Below are 18053 nucleotides of genomic sequence, written 5' to 3' on the forward strand. Positions count from 1 at the left end.
AAAAACAGCGCCGGTAGATTTACGGCGCTGTTTCTAAATTGAGAAAATCTGCTTAAATTAGCTCGCTAGTGGCGGAGCAAATTCTGTCAGATCAATGCCTTTAACGGCGGCCTTATACTCATCGCTGCTGGGGGTACGGCCCAGAACAGTAGAAAGTACCACAACCGGTGTAGAGGCCAGCAGGGATTCGCCTTTTTTCTCGTCACTGTCTTCAACAACGCGGCCCTGGAAGAGACGCGTGGATGTCGCCATCACCGTATCTCCCTTTTCAGCCTTTTCCTGGTTACCCATGCACAGGTTACAACCGGGACGTTCCAGATACAGAATATTGTCGTATTTGGTGCGAGCAGCCGTTTTCGGGTTAGCATCGTCAAATTCAAATCCCGCATATTTCTTCAGAATTTCCCAGCTACCCTCAGCTTTCAGCTCATCCACAATGTTGTAGGTTGGCGGTGCCACCACCAATGGAGCCTTAAATTCAACCTTACCATGGATCTCTTCAAGATTTTTAAGCATCTGAGCAACGATTATCAGATCGCCTTTATGAACCATGCAGGAACCAACGAAACCCAGATCCACTTTTTTCTCTGCGCCGTAGTAGGAAATTGGGCGTATGGTATCATGAGTATAGCGTTTGGAAACATCCGGATTGTTTACGTCCGGATCTGCGATCATTGGCTCGTCAATCTGATCAAGATCAACAACAACTTCCGCATAATATTTTGCATTGGCATCGGGTTTAAGCGCTGGCTTTTCACCTGAGCGAATTTCAGCGATGCGAGCATTTGCCTTGTCAATCAACCTTGCAGGGTCTTCGCGGCATTATCCATTCCCTTGTCGATCATGATCTGGATCCGGCTTTTCGCGATTTCCAGCGACTCGATCAGGGTTTCATCTTCAGAAATACAAATGGATGCTTTCGCCTTCATTTCAGCGGTCCAGTCCGTAAAGGTAAAGGCCTGATCCGCCAGCAATGTTCCGATGTGAACCTCAATAATACGGCCCTGGAACACGTTTTCACCAAACTGTTTAAGCATCTGCGCCTGTGTTGCATGCACAACATCGCGGAAATCCATATGCGGTTTCATGCCACCTTTAAAGGTCACCTTCACAGATTCCGGGATCGGCATCGTCGCCTCGCCCGTTGCAAGGGCTAACGCCACTGTTCCTGAATCTGCACCGAACGCAACACCCTTTGACATGCGGGTATGGGAATCACCACCGATAATGATGGCCCAGTCATCCACCGTAATGTCATTGAGAACTTTATGAATAACGTCTGTCATAGGGTGGTAAACGCCTTTAGGGTCCCGCGCCGTAATCAGACCGAACTTGTTCATAAAGCTCATAAGTTTTGGGATATTTGCCTGAGCCTTGCTATCCCAAACAGATGCTGTATGACAACCTGACTGATACGCCCCATCAACAGTTGGCGAAATAACAGTTGCTGCCATTGCCTCCAGCTCCTGAGCTGTCATCAGACCTGTTGTATCCTGCGATCCAACAATATTGACTTTCACACGGACGTCTGATCCCGCATGCAGGACTTTGCCTTCCGCGACACCCACTGCATTTCTGTTGAAAATCTTTTCAACCGCAGTAAGACCTTGACCTTCATGCGAGATTTCAGTGGACGGAGCAAATACTGCCGGCATTTGGACTCCGAGCGTCTGAGCCGCAAAAGTCTGCAATTTCTTGCCAAAAACAACAGCGTAAGATCCACCAGCCTTAATGAACTCCAGTTTCTGAGGCGTCAAGGCAGATGAAATATCGACCAATTCCTTATCACCGTTATACAGTTTTTTGGTTTTGGTATTTATCGTGAGAACTGTGCCCGTATCTACAGAATAGACCTGTTCCAGAACTGGATCACCAGCATCGTTCAGTACTGGATTGCCATCAGCATCCGTTTTCTTGACCCAGTTTTTCAAATCAATACCAATGCCGCCGGTCACACCTACAGTCACCTGAAAAATTGGGGAAATACCGTTGGTTCCGCCAACGATCGGGAAAATATTCACAAATGGCACATAAGGACTGGCTTGTTTACCAGTCCAAAGAGCCACATTGTTCACCCCGGACATCCTTGAAGACCCTACGCCCATTGTTCCTTTTTCAGCGACAAGCATAACACTCTTGTCAGGATGAGCTTCTTTAAGAGCTGTAATTTCAGCCTGTGCTTCTTCTGAAATCAGGCATTTCCCGTGCAGTTCCCGATCGGAGCGTGAGTGAGCCTGATTACCCGGGGACAAAAGGTCTGTTGAAATATCTCCCTCAGCCGCAATATAGGTCACAACCTTGATTTCTTCTGCCACGTCTGGAAGTTTTGTGAAAAACTCAGCTTTCGCATAGCTTTCCAAGATGTCTTTGGCAATTTCATTGCCCGCTTCATAAGCTGCTTTCAAACGGTCCGTATCCGCCTCATACAGAAAAACCTGAGTTTTCAGAACGTCCGCGGCGGAAGAAGCAATACCACTATCATCACCCAGCGCCAGATCTAGCAACACCTCAATTGAAGGCCCTCCTTTCATGTGGGAGAGCAACTCGAAGGCAAATTCAGGAGAAATTTCGTCGACAACTTCGTTGCCCAAGATAATCTCTTTTAAGAACTTGGCTTTTACACCTGCCGCACTGGTAGTTCCGGGAATAACATTGTAGATGAAGAAATCAAGACAGTCCTTGCGATGCTCACTGCCGCTATTTTGGATATGTGAAATGATCTCCTGAACCAGCGCACCATCCTCAACCGGCTTGGGATGCAGACCGTTGGCCGTGCGAAGTTCAATCTCGTTCAAGTAATCTGTATAATAGCTCATGACTTTCCCGATACTTTTATAATTGAATTAACTTAACACCGGGCGGCAGATATTTCTGGCAGGCCGGGAAAAGCTTGCTGCGCGCAGTAGTAATTTATCCCTCATTAGCTTGCAAGGTGTTTCAGCATTTTTAGTGCGGAAAAACCTGAAAAATTGCCATTTAGCAGACCATTTTATCCAATGTTTGCGGCACTCCACCAAGATTTTAATAATAGTGGGATTGCATATTCATGACATTACATATACAGAACCGCTAAAGTATTTATGTATATGGCTCGTTTCATGAAGTTAATCCAAATAAAAGCACCTGTATTTCTGTCTCTCACAGTTGTGTTTTTTATTCTATGGGGTAGTGCAGCATGTTCAGCCAATTCTGATGTCATACCAACAGCCAACCAAGGAGTCCTGGATCTTCGTGACTGGGATTTTAAAAAAGCGGCACTCTGGAAATTACAGGGGATCTGGAATTTTTCTTCGGCCACTTTTTAAACCCGAACCAAAACACACCTGTGCCTAATCGGACAGGATTCCTTCAAATACCGGGGACATGGCTGGGTTATAAAGCTAAAGGCACGTTCTTGGATAAATATGGATTTGCCACCTTTCGCCTGAAAATTCTGCTTCCCGAAGATCATGGAAATTTAGCCTTTTATTTAAAACGCGTGCAGGATTCCTATCGGATTTTCGTTAATGGGAAACTCTGGATGCAAGCGGGTAACCCCAGTAACAGCCAACCCGGCTCCGTTGCAGAAATCACCCGGGAGTTTGCCAGTCTTAAGGGTGTTAAGGGTGATCTGGATCTGGTTTTCCATATCTCAAATCATTCAAGTTATGCTGGCGGCGGCTTTTTCAACGCTTTTACCATGGCCGAACGAGATCAATATCTTGCCTATCTTGGCGATATCGCACTGGATCTGTTTTTATCTGGATCGTTAGTTTGTCTCGGTATTTTTCTGGTTACCTTGCATGCAGGCCGGTTTCGCGAGAAAGCCTATTTCGTGCTGTATGTCATGGCTTTCAGCGCTGCGACTTATGTCATCACGTCAAATGCGACGCTTGTAACGCTCTTTCCCGCTCTGTCTTACCACTGGAATGAGAGGATCGCCTATATTGGCGGCACTTTTCTTATCGCTTTGGCTTTTGAGTTCATTTATCAGGTGAACCCTCAATCAAAGGGCCACTTTTTCTCTTCTTTGATAATCTATCAAGCAGCATTGATTTCAGCCGCAGTAATATTCTGGCCAACAGGACTTCCTGTGGAATTAATCTACGCACTTGGCGCTCATCTGCTAATTGTAACCATCGCCTGCATCTTTGAAATACGCCAGATCCTAAAGACCAAACTTCCTGGTCGCTGGTTTGTTATCGTTGGAATTGGTACGCTTGTTGTCTCCGCAATAAACGACCTTCTATATGCCAATGGCCTCATCAGATCCGTATATATTGGCCAGTTTTCGATATTATTACTTTTGTTTTGTTATGGCGCAATTCTGGCACTTCGGGTCAACAAAAGCATTCAGCAGAATGATCGGCTGGCACAGGCTATTTCGGCAATGAATGACAGCGTCGCCATTTTTGACAGTAAAGATCATGCCGTTCTATGGAATGAAGCGTACGAAAAGCACCTACCGGAAGCGGCACTAAAAATTCTAAGACCCGGGATTTCTTTTGCTGACCTGGTACGCGCAGATGCCTATTCCGGAGAAATGCCAAATATTGTGGGTCGGGAACAGGATTATATTCGCCAGCGAAAACAACAGCATTACCAAGCAAGCGAAGCATTTGAAATCCAGCGGCAATCAGGTTGGTATCTATACAGAGAAGCGAAAACTCCGGATGGCGGGCGCATTATTCTGGCTTCTGATCTTTCTAAGCAGAAGACCAGAGAGCTTGAACTGATGAAAACCTATCAGGATCTGATGGCAGCCAACCAGTCTAAAAACAGCTTTCTTTCCAATATGAGCCATGAACTCCGTACGCCGCTAAATGCCATTAATGGTTTCTCCGAAATGATGGCAAAGCAGGTACTAGGGCCGTTGAACGAAAAATATCAGGAATATTCCGAACATATCTATCGATCAGGCCAACATTTATTGGGTTTGGTGACGGATATGCTGGATGTCGCCCGTATTGAAACAGGCCGTCTGCAGGTATCTCCTGAACATGTCGATCTTGTGAAGTTGCTTGAGGGGTGTGCCCGTATGGTCAGTGACAAAATGAAGCGCGCGTCCCTTGATTTTCACTTGAGCATTCCTGATGAATTTCCATCCCTCTATGCGGACCCGGTCCGAATCCGCCAGATTGTGCTAAACCTTTTAGACAACGCCATTAAATTTACGGATAAAAACGGCCAAATCGACTTAGGCGCCACAGTAGATATAGATGGAACAACACGTATATTTGTTCGCGATACCGGTATCGGAATTGCAGAAAAAGACTTTGAAATAGTCATGCAGAAATTCGGGCAGGCCCGATCAACTCATCTCAACACCCACGAAGGTCTTGGCCTTGGTCTCTCTATCGCACAGGTTCTTATGCAGTTACAGGGCGGCACGTTGGAACTGAAAAGCAAACCTGGCTCCGGCACTGAAGTCACCGCTGTGTTTCCACCCAAAGAAAAAGCACAGCAATTCTTCGCACTAAACGCCACCCTTGGTGAAAAAGGCCAATAGCCTTTTGGCAACCTCTTGAGGTTGATCTTCTTGTGAAAAATGCCCCGCTCCCTTGAGTATTGTAAGCATTGATCCAGGAATGGCAGAATGTAGCTTTCTTCCCCATTCGCAAGGAAGCCATTCATCATTATCCCCCCACAGGATCTGAACCGGTATCTCTTGCAGTTCTGCCAGTCGATTAGAAACTTCCATCATATGCTTCTTATCGTAATGTCTGGCTTGATGCTGAAAATAGCTGGCTTGTCCAACAGGACCACAAATCATATCCAGATAAGTCTCTAAAACTTCACGGGCAAATTTGTCTTTGTTCTGTACAGCGTTCAATATCCAGTTTCGAAAATGGGCCCTATGTTCCGCCGCAGGAATTCTAATCATTTGCTCAAGGCCGGCATTAAGCTGCTTTTGGGCCTGTTCTGATGGAGAGCTATCAAAACAAACCGTATCTATGAGCGAAAGCGTGCGAATCCTGCCCGGAGAAAAAATAGAAAATCGCTGGGCAATACCGCCCCCATAATCATGTCCAACCAGATGTACCCTGCCAAGACCCCAGTGGTTTAGCATTTTCTCAAGAATGGGCACCTGAGCGGAGATAGAAGTATCAATCGCTGGATTGACAGGACGTTCCGATGCTCCATATCCCAACAAATCGTATAAATGAACCTGATAACCCGCATCACAAAGCTTCGGTATTACATTGCGCCATACAATGGAAGATGCAGGTGTCCCATGAAGAAGAACAACAGGTTCTCCCACTCCATGAATGCCGTATGCAATTCGGTTTTCCTCAACGATTACGTGTTTGTTCAATATCTGTGTCATGTCGGTTTCCGTATCTAGCAATATTGGTTAATCATAGATCGATCAAATAAATGACAAAAATGAATGATATTGATCATCTGATTAGTTTATGTCATATATTGCTCATGACTCAGAAACTGGACTTGAATGCCCTGAACGCCTTATGTGCAATCCAGGATTATGGTGGTGTAACTCGAGCAGCCTCAAAGCTTAATTTATCTCAATCCGCCGTATCCCATAAAATTCGGCGCTTGGAAAAGGCACTTGGCTGCACCTTGCTAGACAGACGCTCCGGTCACCCGCTCTTTACCAACGAAGGAGAGCGTCTGCTCCAATATGCCCGGCGCATGTTGAGACTGAATGATGAAGCTGTCTACGGGTTAAGCTTGCATCCTCTTAGTGGCAAAATTCGTTTAGGATTAACCGAAGAGACGACCCACAGCGCTTTAATCAATGTGCTCGGTCGTTTTTCTCGCCAGCAGCCAAATGTCACCGTAAGCACGGAAGTCTCACAAGGCCTGAAAATAGCCCGGCAACTTGAAAAAGGTGAAATTGACATTGGTATCTTTCAAGTGTTTCGCGAACATCAAGTTTCAGATGATGTAATCCTGTCCGAAAACAAATTATGTTGGGTAAAATCCGTTGATTTCCAACTCAACTGGAATGAACCCATTCCCTTTCTGGCCTTTGACGATAGTTGTTTTTATCGCAATTGGGTCTTTGACAAAGCCGCAATTCCAGCGCATGGATATGTTACAGTTTTAAAATGTGCTAGCCTTGCCGGGCTTCTATCAGCACTCAGATCTGGCCTTGGCATTACACTGATCAGCTCAACCCATATTACTGATGATCTGGAAGAAATTACTGAAGGATTTGAATCTCCACCTCCTGTGTCAACAATTGTCCGAACAAGCCCCCATAACAAAAGCTCTGCAGTGAAAGAAATGCTCAGGCAGATTTCTCTCGAAGAGGGATATAAATCATAAATCCTTTCAGTCTTCAGTTTGACCCAAGGCTAATTTTGCCTTTGCGTAAACGCCCATAGAGACTATGGTCTTAAAAATTTTGCAACAAGGACATGTTACAATGAAAGTTCAGGCAAAGTGGGTGGAAGGATACCGCTTTATTGGCAGTAATGAACAAGGCCATGGGTTGGTTATGGATGGCTCCGGCGGGGAAACTCGTCTCGGTAACAGCCCGATGGAACTACTGCTTCTCAGTCTCGGAGGCTGCTCCGGCATTGATGTCGTTCACATTTTAAAAAAATCTCGACAAGATGTTGTGGATTGCGTAGTGGAAGTCACTGGCACACGCGCAGACACTGAGCCAAAGGTCTTTACCGATATTCATATGGTGTACCGGGTAATTGGAAATAACCTGTCCATGGATAAGGTCGAAAGGGCCGTAGAACTATCTGCCGAAAAATACTGTTCCGCATCCGTAATGGCCGGAAAAGCCGCCAATATCACCCGAGAAATATTCGTGCAGGAAGCTGAATAACTATCATAGCTTTTCAGCTTCCAGGTAATATCGCACGTAATCCTGTACACGGCGGAAACGGTCACCACCCAGTTTAACCCCTCCGAACCAACGGGTAACAATAATCACGTGATTTCGGATATTGTTACCCTCCAGCATTTGCAGAATTACCTGACCAGCACCCCCTTCACCGTCATCATTTTTAACGGGCCCTTCATCTTCGAAAATAACGGCCCAAGTATTATGGGTTGCTTTAGCAAATTTTTTATCCTTTTTCAAAGACTTGATCAAATCCGCGACTTCTTTGCGATTGCGAACGTCGGCCCCTGAAACCGCATATTTCGAACCCCGGTCATTTATAATATTCTTGTAAATTCTCATCACCGGAACTGATCGTGCACCGCAACCAGCGTCAAGAGAAAAGGGCGCCGCAATTAAACGGCACCCCAGTGTCAGGCGAGGAAACGATCGTGCTGGTGTCATGCACCTCTACCTTTATTTAAACCGATGTTGACGCTTGTTATTGCCTTCATTTGTTTCCGCAACTTTTTTATCAGGGTCAATATACACAACAGAGGTGGAAGATTGTTTGGGCAAGCGTAATGTCACCCATTTTTTCTGCCCCTTCTTTAAGGCGGGTAACGGTTTAGTCACCTGATTTCCCTTACTGGCGGTAAAAGAGATGGATGTCGCAGCCGATGGGCCAACACCTTTATTTTTCACCAAAACCTTGATCCGCTGCTTTCCGGTCTGCTGAATTTTCTGGATGGCCAAATCTGGTAGCAAAGCGCTTGCGTTCATCATCACAGAGCTTGATAAGCTTGGTGCGTTTGTTGCGGGATCCGTCGACGTCACTGACGTTGCCGCGCCCGCAGCAACCGGCGCGGTTTGCACGATCACGCATTTCAAATCAATAGCCTTTTCCGTCAGAACTCCGGCGCCCGTCTCACCTTCCCTCAACAGCGCAAGAGTGTAGTTCAATTTCTGCTCACGAGGCTCTTCCTGATTGATCTGGTTCGCAAATCCGGTAGGTGCAGATCCCCAAGTTACATTATAAGGCATTCCAAAAAAGGCGGTTCCACTTGCACTAAGAGAAACATCATGATTACCCGTTGAATGCAGCTCACCAGCCTCATTTCGCACAGTTAGTCTGGCAATACCCTCAAACGGAGTACCGGAGCCTTTTAGAATGATGACCATGTGCCCGGCTACCGGACAGACCTGATCGGCAAATTTTTGTGTTTTGTTCTGTTCAAATTTAACAATCTTTTCAATGGGCTTTTTCGCCTGCACGCTAAGGTTTGGGGAACATTCCATTTCAAAGCTTTTGGCTGAGCTTTGCCGCACATTTGGACTGACGGATTCCACCCGGATGGATCCCGTCTCAGGTCCATCAACCACAGGGACATCAAAAACATCAGAAACCATCACAATTTTGCTGTGACTGGTTGTAGCATGTCGGGTGTCGCTGTAGCGATCCGGAGTATTCGGATTGTTGTCCGAATATCTGTATCGGTAGCTCAGAGGCATGTTGATCTTGTTACTTCCCAGAACAGCCGATAGGCGCACACGGCAATAGCTGCCATCCATCGAAGCCTCCGGGAAGACAGCAACGGATGCTTGTGTAACTTCAGGCAAAGTACCAGGAACTGCGGCTACAGAATGATTTGTGGTTTTCGGCGTATATTTCTTACAGGTTACAGCAATCTTTCGATTACCTAGTTCCCCAACACCAATAAACTGTGCGCCCGGTATTCCGGATATGTCATAATTCATTTCCGCGTCGACAAGCAGATCATATGTCCGATCCTGCGACAGGATCCAATCTATTGATTTACCAGCTGTCAAATAATTACGCCGCATGGCATTACAATAGCTCTTGGCTACTGTACCAACTTCATTTCCGGTTAGTATGAATGTAAAATGACGAGTTACCCTTTTGGGGCGCTGTCCCACAGGATAATTAGCGCTTACCTGATGGTTTTTAAAATCAATTTTCTCTCCTTCAAACCCAATTCCAATAATGCTCGGCCAGGCTTTCCAGCTTCTCACCCGCCCACTAAACTCGCCGTCCAACTCCATATTAGCGTTTACAAACAAAGCCGGTGCATTAACTGTGCTGTATGAACTACCATTCGATTCAACTTCAATGGAATTATAGGAAATCGAAGTTATATCGATTACAGCATTATCTGCTGCCGCTGCCGCAGAGTAAAATGACACGAACAAGGCTGCTGCCATCCTTGCAGGTGTTCCCGTTGATAATTTGATAGGCATGTGAAGTATCCCCTGATTTATATTAGAGTAGTTTAATTTTTGAACGAGTACAACCAAAACGCACCCTTCCTGATAAATTGGTCGGGCCGGAGGTCCATCTGGTTCAAAAATAAATCACTCCTCCAAACACAGATTGCTTAAGGTCTTCTTCAATTTGCCTGTTGATCCAGCAGATCGGCGCGAATAGTATCGGCGGCACTAAGAACATTGCCGGAATTACCAGATGACCATTTACCTTCACCATAATGATCTGCCTGACGATGTGGATCTTGGCCCCGAAATCGCAATAGATTCCGAAACCATGGGCCTAAACCCGCATCGGGACCGATTGTGCGTTGTGCAACTCTCTGCTGGTGACGGAGATGCCCATCTGGTGAAGTTTGACGGCAAGTCATATGATGCCCCAAATCTTGTAAGGCAGTTATCCGATCCGAAGCGCCTGAAACTCTTTCACTTTGGCCGTTTCGACATAGCCGTCCTGAAAAAATATCTTGGGGTTACTTGTACGCCCGTTTATTGCACAAAAATCGCCTCTCGCTTGGTGCGCACCTATACTGACCGGCATGGCCTCAAAAACCTCTGTCAGGAACTGATTGGGGTCGACTTGTCAAAACAGCAGCAAAGTTCGGACTGGGGAGCTGATGAACTCAGCACCGCGCAGCAGGAATATGCCGCTTCCGATGTCCTGTATCTCCATCAGTTACGCGACAAACTGGCCGTCATGCTTGAGCGCGAAGGACGCACAGAAATGGCGCAAAAATGTTTCGAATTTCTGCCCATGCGCGCCGAGCTCGACCTGGCCGGTTGGGAAGAGACTGACATCTTTGCCCATTCCTGACGATTAACATGGCTCTGCTAGTGAATACCCTTGTGGAAAAGCGGCCCCTTCCCTATATTCTAGCCGGTCCCTGCACAAAAATATTCAGCGACAATTTTATCAAATAACAGCGACAGACAGATGACAGGCTCACAAGACACGGCAGCAAACAACGCGCAAGATAACCCTGATCTTGTATCCGCAAGGCGGGTTTTGCAAATTGAAGCAGATGCGCTTGTCGCCTTGAAATTGTCTCTAAACGGCGATTTTATCAAAGCCCTTGATCTTATGAGCGCTGCCAAAGGCCGTGTGGTTATATCAGGCATGGGAAAAAGCGGCCATATTGGCAAGAAAATTGCTGCAACCCTTGCCTCTACTGGAACTCCATCGCATTTTGTCCATCCAGGCGAAGCCAGTCATGGCGATCTGGGCATGATCATGACTGATGACGTGGTGGTTTGTTTGTCCAATTCCGGCGGCACAAAAGAATTATCCGATATCATTGCCTATACCAGACGGTTCAACATTCCGCTGATCGCCATTGTCGGCAAAGCAGACAGCACTCTTGCCCGCCGTAGCGATGTAGCGCTGATTTTGCCCGATGCCCCGGAAGCCTGCTCAATCGGGCTTGCACCAACGACCTCAACGACCCTGACCCTCGCATTGGGAGATGCCCTCGCCGTTGCGTTACTTGAGCGAAAAGGGTTTTCTGCGGATCAATTTCATGTCTTTCATCCGGGCGGCAAACTTGGCGGTTCTCTGATCAAGGTGAGCGATTTGATGCATACGGGTTCAGAAATGCCGCTCATCGACGAAAACGTACTGATGGAACAGGCCTTGCTTGAAATGACAACGAAAGGCTTTGGTACAGTTGGATTGACCAGAGCTGATGGAAGCCTGAGCGGTATAATCACGGATGGCGACTTACGCCGTCACATGGGCTCTGACCTGCTTAGCAAAAAAGCCTCTGAGGTCATGACAAAGAACCCGCAGACAATAAGCCCAAAATCGTTGGCGGCTGAAGCTCTGGCCCAGATGAACAACAAGGGAAATAATGGCATTACCTGCCTGCTGGTCGCCGAAGACAACAGGCCTGTTGGAATTCTTAGCGTTCACGACTGTTTGCGCGCTGGTGTGATGTAATAATGCAAAAGCCTCGGGATAATTCGGCCACGAAGGGTTCTACTCCATCAGAGCAGGATAAGGCTTTTCACATTAATTCCCAGATGGATGCGTTTCGCAAACATGCCCTTCATTCTGGTCGCCATACCCGTTTCGTTTCCGTTATGAAATGGATGCTACCTACCTTGGCCCTTCTGCTTCTTGGTGTCGCTTTCATCATGCCGGGGCTGAAAGACCAGAACGATGAAATAACCCTGGAATATTCCAGCATCAACCAGCAAGATAGCAAGCTAACGATGACCAACCCCAGATTTCTCTCCAGCGATCAGGGAAATCAGCAATATATGGTCACCGCGGACAGTGCCTCACAGGTGGATGCTGATAGCAACCGCATTGAACTTGTAAATCTGCAAGCGGATATTACCCTTTCCACCGGACAGTGGTTTTCAGTTTCTGCACCAAAAGGCTGGCTTGACCAATCACAGGAAACGCTCGATCTGGTTGGTGGAGTTGAAATTTTTTCCGACGATGGCAATCAGATTTATGCCAAAACTGCACGTATTCTATTGAATGAAAAGCGGGTGCTGAGCCCCGATGGCCTTCAAGGCCACGGACCTTTGGGCGAATTGTCCTCTGACAGCTTTGTTGCCAACCAGCTAACAGGTACGCTAAAGTTCGAAGGAAATGTAAAAATGACCCTGTATCCATAAAGCGCACGGACTATTATGACACTGATCAACTTTTTTCGGACAGCTTCAAAGGTATTCACAGTCCTGTTTGCGCTGCTATTGCTGACCTCCGTGACGAAAGCCCAGTCAGCACTTTCCGGTGGTGGCTTTGACACTGACCAGCCAATTGAAATTCTTGCAGATTCCCTGGAAGTCCAGCAAGAACAACAGATTGCGACATTTGCAGGAAATGTACAGGTCATTCAGGGTGAAATTCGCCTCAAAGCAGCCCGCCTGCAGGTCCATTATTCAACAGATGATACACCTCAGAAAACGGTGGACGGCGAAGACGCACCTAAAATAAAGCGAATTGACGCAACGGGTGATGTTTTCCTCTCAAGCCCGAGGGAAACTGCAAAAGGTGATCGCGGAACTTACGATGTACTTAATAAACAGATCAATTTGCAGGGAAATGTGGTATTAACTCAAGGTCAGAACGTATTGCGCGGTGAGCGAATGGTACTGGATCTGGTGTCGGGACGCAGTCGAATTGATGGCAGCGGAACAGGAAACAGCAGCGGACGTGTCCGCGGCATTTTCGTACCACAGAAAAAACAGTAACCCTTGGGGGCGGGGCAACATGTCAAACATAACAAATGCTGAAGAAAATGGCCCTCGTCTGATTGCCGAAAACACAGGACTGTCAGCTCGGAATATCGGTAAATCTTTCAAAAAACGCCCTGTGTTGCGCGGCGTGGATGTATCTGTACATCGAGGTGAAGCCGTTGGTCTTTTGGGACCAAATGGTGCGGGTAAAACGACCTGCTTCTATATCATGTCAGGACTTCTGAGCGCAGATTACGGCAGTATAACCCTTGATGGAGTAGACGTAACCCATCTTCCCATGTACAGACGGGCGCGTCTTGGCGTTGGATACCTACCTCAGGAGGCCTCGATTTTCCGAGGGCTTTCAGTAGAACAGAACATCCGATCAGTTCTTGAACTTATTGAACCAATCCGTGAAAAACGGGAAAATATGCTTGAAGAACTCCTCGCCGAATTCTCAATTAGTCATTTGCGCCGGACACCGGCAATTGCTCTATCGGGTGGTGAGCGCCGTCGGGTGGAAATTGCTAGGGCACTTGCCGGCAAACCCGGCTACATCATGCTCGACGAACCCTTCGCTGGTATTGATCCCATTGCCGTGGGCGATATTCGGGACCTGATTTCCCATTTGAAAGATCGGGGGATTGGGGTTCTGATTACCGAGCATAATGTTCGCGAAACGCTGGAAATAATCGACCGGGCCTATATCCTTAATGATGGACATGTCATTAAGGAAGGTAACCCCTCTGAAATCATCGAAGATGAAGGTGTTCGGCGGGTTTACTTGGGAGACCGTTTTAACCTTTGATTTGCAAACTATGTGTAACATCAAAGAAAACCGGGAGTGATTATGGGTTTAGCCCCCAGACTGGACATAAAACAGAGTCAGCAGCTTGTCATGACTCCACAACTGCAACAGGCAATCAAACTGCTGCAACTGTCCAATTTGGACCTTGCAAACTATGTCGAACAGGAACTTGAAAAAAACCCGTTGCTAGAGCCGGCGGATGCGGATCTGCAAACCGACACCCCAGCCGAGATTGTTCGAACGGATACTGAAGGCTTTGGAGAGGAAACTCCAAATAGCGAAGGGCTTGCCGACCTGTCACTGACCGAAGGTGCGGCGGTTGAGTATGAAAAAGACTCACCTCTCGATACAGACTACGACAATCTGTATAACAACGACGCTGACAGCGATGCTCCGCAACCTCAGAATAGCCCAGAGCAGGATTATATATCCGGCTCTATGTCAGGTACCGCTTCGGGTTTTTCCGATTATTCTTTTGAAGATTCCCTAACGGAAGAAAAAACTCTGCAGGATCATTTAACGGATCAATTGCAGCTAATGAATTTGCCTGTCACCACAAAGTTTATTGCTGCCTACCTCATCGACCTGATTTCAGACACTGGCTATTTTACTCATCCCATCGAAGAGGTCGCCAACTCGCTGGGTTGCGAGAGGGAACTGGTCGAAACCACCCTTGAAATTCTTCGCGACTTTGAACCTGCCGGTGTTTTTGCCCGAGATCTGGCGGATTGTCTCGCTTTGCAGCTCAAGGAGAAAAACCGTCTGGACCCGGCCATGCAGGCATTTCTTGAAAATCTTGACCTGTTGGCAAAACGCGACTTGAAGTCCCTGATGCAGATTTGTGCCGTCGATCAAGAAGATCTCACGGAAATGATTTCAGAAATCAAGGAGCTCGACCCAAAACCCGGCCTGCAATTTCAATCAGCCGAAGCTGCAACACTCATTCCTGATGTCTTTATCAGCCAAAATCCGGACGGGACATGGAATATTGAACTCAATAGCGAAACTCTGCCAAAAGTCCTTGTAAATAACAGATACTATGCCCAGATATCTGGTAAGGGACTGAAAAAAAATGAGAAAGAGTTCATCTCCGAATGTTTGAATTCCGCAAACTGGCTGGTGAAATCACTCGACCAGCGAGCCAACACCATCCTGAAAGTCGCCACAGAACTGGTTCGCCAGCAAGAAATGTTTTTTCGCTATGGGATCGCCCATCTGCGCCCCTTGAACCTCAAAGCCATTGCCGATGCAATTGAAATGCATGAAAGCACTGTCAGTCGTGTTACCGCCAATAAATACATGGCAACACCCAGTGGTGTGTTCGAGCTTAAGTATTTCTTCACTTCTGCCATTAATTCTACAGGTGGAGGAGATGCTCACGCAGCAGAATCTGTCAAATTTAAGCTTAAGCAGCTTATTGACGAAGAGAAGCCAAACGCTATCCTGTCTGATGACAAGATTGTTGAACTCATGAAGAAGGAGGGAATCGATATTGCCCGGCGCACCGTAGCCAAATATCGGGATGCTTTGAAAATCCCGTCCTCGGTAGAGCGCAGGAGACAAAAGAAACTACTGACAACCTGACAAAAAAGGAGCTTGGAAAATGAAACCACCTCACTGTTCACTCAGTTTGAAATGGTTACGAGACTGACCGAATCAGTCCAGGTCGCAATCGTCATACGATAGACTAACGATTGCCAAGTATCACTTTTAAGAATTGGGTCAAAATATGCATGTAATTGTCAAAGGAAAACAAGTTGATGTCGGTGCTGCTCTTACAGAGTATGTAGAAGCCACCCTGAATGAAAGGGTTTCAAAATATTTTGACAATGCGGTGGATGCGACCGTGACACTCAGTCGTCGCGGGCATGATTTCCACATAGAATGTAACGTTCACCTAAGCTCAGGCATTACCGTCGCGGCCTCAGCGGAACATAATGATGCACACAGTTGTTTCGATGCAGCAGCAGAGCGCATTGACAAACAGCTCAGAAGATATAAAAGACGGCTCAAAGATCATCACAGCAAGGAGCGGGTAAAGGCAAAGCAGCTTATGGCAGCACAGTCTTACGTCCTTGCCGCTGAACCAGAGGAACCGGAAGAAGAGGTTGCCAATGATGACTGGCAACCCATGATCATTGCAGAGCGCAGTGAATATATTCCCGAATGTTCTGTAGGTGAAGCCGTGATGCGGATGGATCTGGCAAATTTGCCAGCAATGATGTTCCACAACTCTGGAACGAAAGGACTTAATGTTGTATATCGTCGTGCAGATGGTAATATTGGCTGGATAGATCCAAAACTGGATAACGGCTAAGAAACCCAAATTGATCCCACGGCGCGAGCGATTGGACAACTAGTTAGAGACTCATGGAAATAGCTGATATTGTCAGCCCTGAAGCTGTATTTACTGATATCAAGGCAACCAGTAAAAAACAGGTATTGCAGGAGCTATCCCGTCGGGCAGCAGCCCATATCAATTGTGATGAGCGGGAAATTCTAAATGTGTTGATTGAACGCGAACGCCTCGGCACAACAGGTGTCGGTCAGGGGATCGCTATTCCTCATGGCAAACTGGAATCCCTGAAAACTGTTCAGGGATTCTTTGCCAAGCTTGAAACTGCGGTCGATTATGACTCCATGGACGATATGCCGTGGATCTCATCTTCCTTCTTTTGGCACCGGCTGAAGGCGGAGCGGATCATCTCAAAGCCCTCGCGCGTGTCTCAAGGACTCTCCGCAATGCTGAACGCTGTGAGCGAATTCGCGGCACTGAAAATACGGATGCGCTCTTTGCCATTCTGACAGACGACGCGCTTGCAGCCTGACTACCCTTTTTGCAAACCGTGTCAAATGTGAAGGACTGCACAGCTGCGAGGATTAAAATCTGATAGTTTTCAGAATACACGATTTCAATTGTTAGGGCGCTCCATGAATAAACTTTGGCAACTGTCACTAAGTGTATTTTTCGGGATTCTAATCACTTTCAGCATGGCATCGGCCCAGAAAGGCCGACCTCCCCAGTTGGATTTTCCCTTGAAATGTACACTGGGAATGGACTGCCACATACAGCATTTTATGGATATTCAAGCTGGACCTGGTGCTGCTGATTTTAACTGCGGATCACTAACCTACAACAATCACAGCGGGACAGATTTTCGCATCCTGACACTGAAGCAGATGGAAAAAGGCGTTCCTGTTGTGGCCGCAGACGATGGCGTCGTCTTTAACCTTCGCGATGGAGTTCCAGATCAATATTTTAGTGAATATTCTAAAAAGAAACAGAAGGAAGTATATAGCAAAGGGCGTGGAAATGTTGTCGTCATTCAGCACGGGGGTGGCTGGAATACCTTTTATGCCCATCTGAAAAAGGGATCCATTCGCGTGGTAAAAGGACAACGCGTCTCCAAAGGGCAGGTACTTGGACTTGTTGGTATGTCCGGATTAACAGAATTTCCCCACCTGCATTTCGAACTGCGCCATCGCAACTCCAGAATTGACCCCTTCACAGGCCTGGAGGCGCAAAGTGATTGCGGAAAATCTGATAGAACGTTCTGGAGCGAAGCGGCCTTACGCCAAATGCCCTACAAAGAAACTTTTTTTGTTAATACAGGATTTTCAGAAACTCGGCCTGCAGATCGCAAAGATCTTGAAACGGGCCGTAAAAAAGTGGCTGATTTTTCCGCAATTGCCCCAACAATATATTTCTGGTCCTACTATATTGGCAGCCGTATGGGAGATAAGACAAAAATCGAAATTATCGGGCCCGATGGCAGCGTCCTCAGGTCTCACACATCCAAACCTGCGGGTAACAACCAGATCAGCCGCACCATGTTTATTGGTATGAAAAAACCGGCAACGGGTTGGGAGTCGGGAACATATGTGGGGAAAATCACCATCAGGCGAACCGATGGGTCTGTATTTGAAGACAGCGCCAGCATTAACATGCGGTAGGCGCTGCCTATCAGATTATTTATTCAGCTTACCAAA

Annotated in this window: 14 protein-coding genes and 2 pseudogenes; 12 read left to right on the forward strand and 4 right to left on the reverse strand. The window is 47.0% G+C overall.

Features of this window, described 5'->3' with window-relative positions; genetic code table 11:
- Window positions 1-57: 57 nt before the first annotated feature.
- Window positions 58-2816: pseudogene (locus tag JCM23214_RS18680) on the reverse strand (bifunctional aconitate hydratase 2/2-methylisocitrate dehydratase).
- A 578-nt stretch (window positions 2817-3394) separates the two neighbouring features.
- Here JCM23214_RS18680 and JCM23214_RS02160 point away from each other — a divergent pair.
- On the forward strand, window positions 3395-5488 hold the full coding sequence (locus JCM23214_RS02160; RefSeq protein WP_025897294.1) for a sensor histidine kinase: 2094 nt from the start codon (window positions 3395-3397) through the stop codon (window positions 5486-5488).
- Here the strand turns inward: JCM23214_RS02160 and JCM23214_RS02165 are convergent.
- Window positions 5456-6307, reverse strand: coding sequence for an alpha/beta fold hydrolase (locus JCM23214_RS02165; protein ID WP_025897295.1), 852 nt, complete (start codon window positions 6305-6307; stop codon window positions 5456-5458). The two genes, JCM23214_RS02160 and JCM23214_RS02165, sit on opposite strands and share 33 nt — an antisense overlap.
- A 50-nt stretch (window positions 6308-6357) precedes the next feature.
- Here JCM23214_RS02165 and JCM23214_RS18685 point away from each other — a divergent pair, with 50 nt between their 5' ends.
- Window positions 6358-7272 (forward strand): LysR family transcriptional regulator, encoded by a 915-nt coding sequence (locus JCM23214_RS18685; protein WP_199899225.1) that lies wholly within the window; start codon window positions 6358-6360, stop codon window positions 7270-7272.
- Window positions 7273-7372: 100 nt separating this feature from the next.
- Complete coding sequence (locus JCM23214_RS02175) at window positions 7373-7786, forward strand: OsmC family protein (RefSeq protein WP_025897296.1); 414 nt, start codon at window positions 7373-7375, stop codon at window positions 7784-7786.
- Between the two features lie 3 nt (window positions 7787-7789).
- Here JCM23214_RS02175 and JCM23214_RS02180 read toward each other — a convergent pair whose 3' ends face one another.
- On the reverse strand, window positions 7790-8248 hold the full coding sequence (locus JCM23214_RS02180) for a YigZ family protein (protein ID WP_199899226.1): 459 nt from the start codon (window positions 8246-8248) through the stop codon (window positions 7790-7792).
- A gap of 12 nt (window positions 8249-8260) precedes the next feature.
- Window positions 8261-10042, reverse strand: a complete 1782-nt coding sequence (locus tag JCM23214_RS02185) for a CARDB domain-containing protein (protein WP_025897298.1) — start codon at window positions 10040-10042, stop codon at window positions 8261-8263.
- 223 nt (window positions 10043-10265) lie between these two features.
- On the opposite strand from JCM23214_RS02185, the gene JCM23214_RS02190 reads away from it, so the two are divergent.
- From JCM23214_RS02190 to JCM23214_RS18695, 9 genes and pseudogenes are all read left to right on the forward strand, one after another.
- Window positions 10266-10880 (forward strand): ribonuclease D, encoded by a 615-nt coding sequence (locus tag JCM23214_RS02190; protein ID WP_025897299.1) that lies wholly within the window; start codon window positions 10266-10268, stop codon window positions 10878-10880.
- Between the two features lie 120 nt (window positions 10881-11000).
- Window positions 11001-12002, forward strand: a complete 1002-nt coding sequence (locus tag JCM23214_RS02195; RefSeq protein WP_025897300.1) for a KpsF/GutQ family sugar-phosphate isomerase — start codon at window positions 11001-11003, stop codon at window positions 12000-12002.
- A gap of 2 nt (window positions 12003-12004) precedes the next feature.
- A complete protein-coding gene (gene lptC, locus JCM23214_RS02200; RefSeq protein ID WP_084264505.1) occupies window positions 12005-12691 on the forward strand; it encodes an LPS export ABC transporter periplasmic protein LptC in 687 nt (228 codons plus the stop codon).
- 15 nt (window positions 12692-12706) lie between these two features.
- Window positions 12707-13270, forward strand: a complete 564-nt coding sequence (gene lptA, locus JCM23214_RS02205) for a lipopolysaccharide transport periplasmic protein LptA (RefSeq protein ID WP_025897303.1) — start codon at window positions 12707-12709, stop codon at window positions 13268-13270.
- 19 nt (window positions 13271-13289) lie between these two features.
- Window positions 13290-14063: an LPS export ABC transporter ATP-binding protein gene (gene lptB, locus JCM23214_RS02210; protein ID WP_025897305.1), complete on the forward strand. Its 774-nt coding sequence runs from the start codon at window positions 13290-13292 to the stop codon at window positions 14061-14063.
- Between the two features lie 42 nt (window positions 14064-14105).
- A complete protein-coding gene (gene rpoN / locus JCM23214_RS02215; protein WP_025897307.1) occupies window positions 14106-15647 on the forward strand; it encodes an RNA polymerase factor sigma-54 in 1542 nt (513 codons plus the stop codon).
- Between the two features lie 145 nt (window positions 15648-15792).
- Complete coding sequence (hpf, locus tag JCM23214_RS02220; RefSeq protein WP_025897308.1) at window positions 15793-16380, forward strand: ribosome hibernation-promoting factor, HPF/YfiA family; 588 nt, start codon at window positions 15793-15795, stop codon at window positions 16378-16380.
- Between the two features lie 53 nt (window positions 16381-16433).
- Window positions 16434-16891, forward strand: a pseudogene (locus JCM23214_RS18690) (PTS sugar transporter subunit IIA).
- Between the two features lie 250 nt (window positions 16892-17141).
- Window positions 17142-18017: a M23 family metallopeptidase gene (locus JCM23214_RS18695; protein ID WP_159104283.1), complete on the forward strand. Its 876-nt coding sequence runs from the start codon at window positions 17142-17144 to the stop codon at window positions 18015-18017.
- The last annotated feature ends 36 nt before the right edge of the window (window positions 18018-18053 follow it).

Origin of the sequence: Sneathiella glossodoripedis JCM 23214 (assembly GCF_000616095.1) — a bacterium.
Taxonomy (GTDB): Bacteria; Pseudomonadota; Alphaproteobacteria; order Sneathiellales; family Sneathiellaceae; genus Sneathiella; species Sneathiella glossodoripedis.

Bases quoted from the DNA above. Each gene is read 5' to 3' on its own strand.
- JCM23214_RS02165 (WP_025897295.1), bottom strand. From the start codon at position 6,307: ATGACACAGATATTGAACAAACACGTAATCGTTGAGGAAAACCGAATT.
- JCM23214_RS18685 (WP_199899225.1), top strand. From the start codon at position 6,358: ATGACAAAAATGAATGATATTGATCATCTGATTAGTTTATGTCATATA.
- JCM23214_RS02175 (WP_025897296.1), top strand. From the start codon at position 7,373: ATGAAAGTTCAGGCAAAGTGGGTGGAAGGATACCGCTTTATTGGCAGT.
- JCM23214_RS02180 (WP_199899226.1), bottom strand. From the start codon at position 8,248: ATGACACCAGCACGATCGTTTCCTCGCCTGACACTGGGGTGCCGTTTA.
- JCM23214_RS02185 (WP_025897298.1), bottom strand. From the start codon at position 10,042: ATGCCTATCAAATTATCAACGGGAACACCTGCAAGGATGGCAGCAGCC.
- JCM23214_RS02190 (WP_025897299.1), top strand. From the start codon at position 10,266: ATGACCATTTACCTTCACCATAATGATCTGCCTGACGATGTGGATCTT.
- JCM23214_RS02195 (WP_025897300.1), top strand. From the start codon at position 11,001: ATGACAGGCTCACAAGACACGGCAGCAAACAACGCGCAAGATAACCCT.
- lptC (WP_084264505.1), top strand. From the start codon at position 12,005: ATGCAAAAGCCTCGGGATAATTCGGCCACGAAGGGTTCTACTCCATCA.
- lptA (WP_025897303.1), top strand. From the start codon at position 12,707: ATGACACTGATCAACTTTTTTCGGACAGCTTCAAAGGTATTCACAGTC.
- lptB (WP_025897305.1), top strand. From the start codon at position 13,290: ATGTCAAACATAACAAATGCTGAAGAAAATGGCCCTCGTCTGATTGCC.
- rpoN (WP_025897307.1), top strand. From the start codon at position 14,106: ATGGGTTTAGCCCCCAGACTGGACATAAAACAGAGTCAGCAGCTTGTC.
- hpf (WP_025897308.1), top strand. From the start codon at position 15,793: ATGCATGTAATTGTCAAAGGAAAACAAGTTGATGTCGGTGCTGCTCTT.
- JCM23214_RS18695 (WP_159104283.1), top strand. From the start codon at position 17,142: ATGGATATTCAAGCTGGACCTGGTGCTGCTGATTTTAACTGCGGATCA.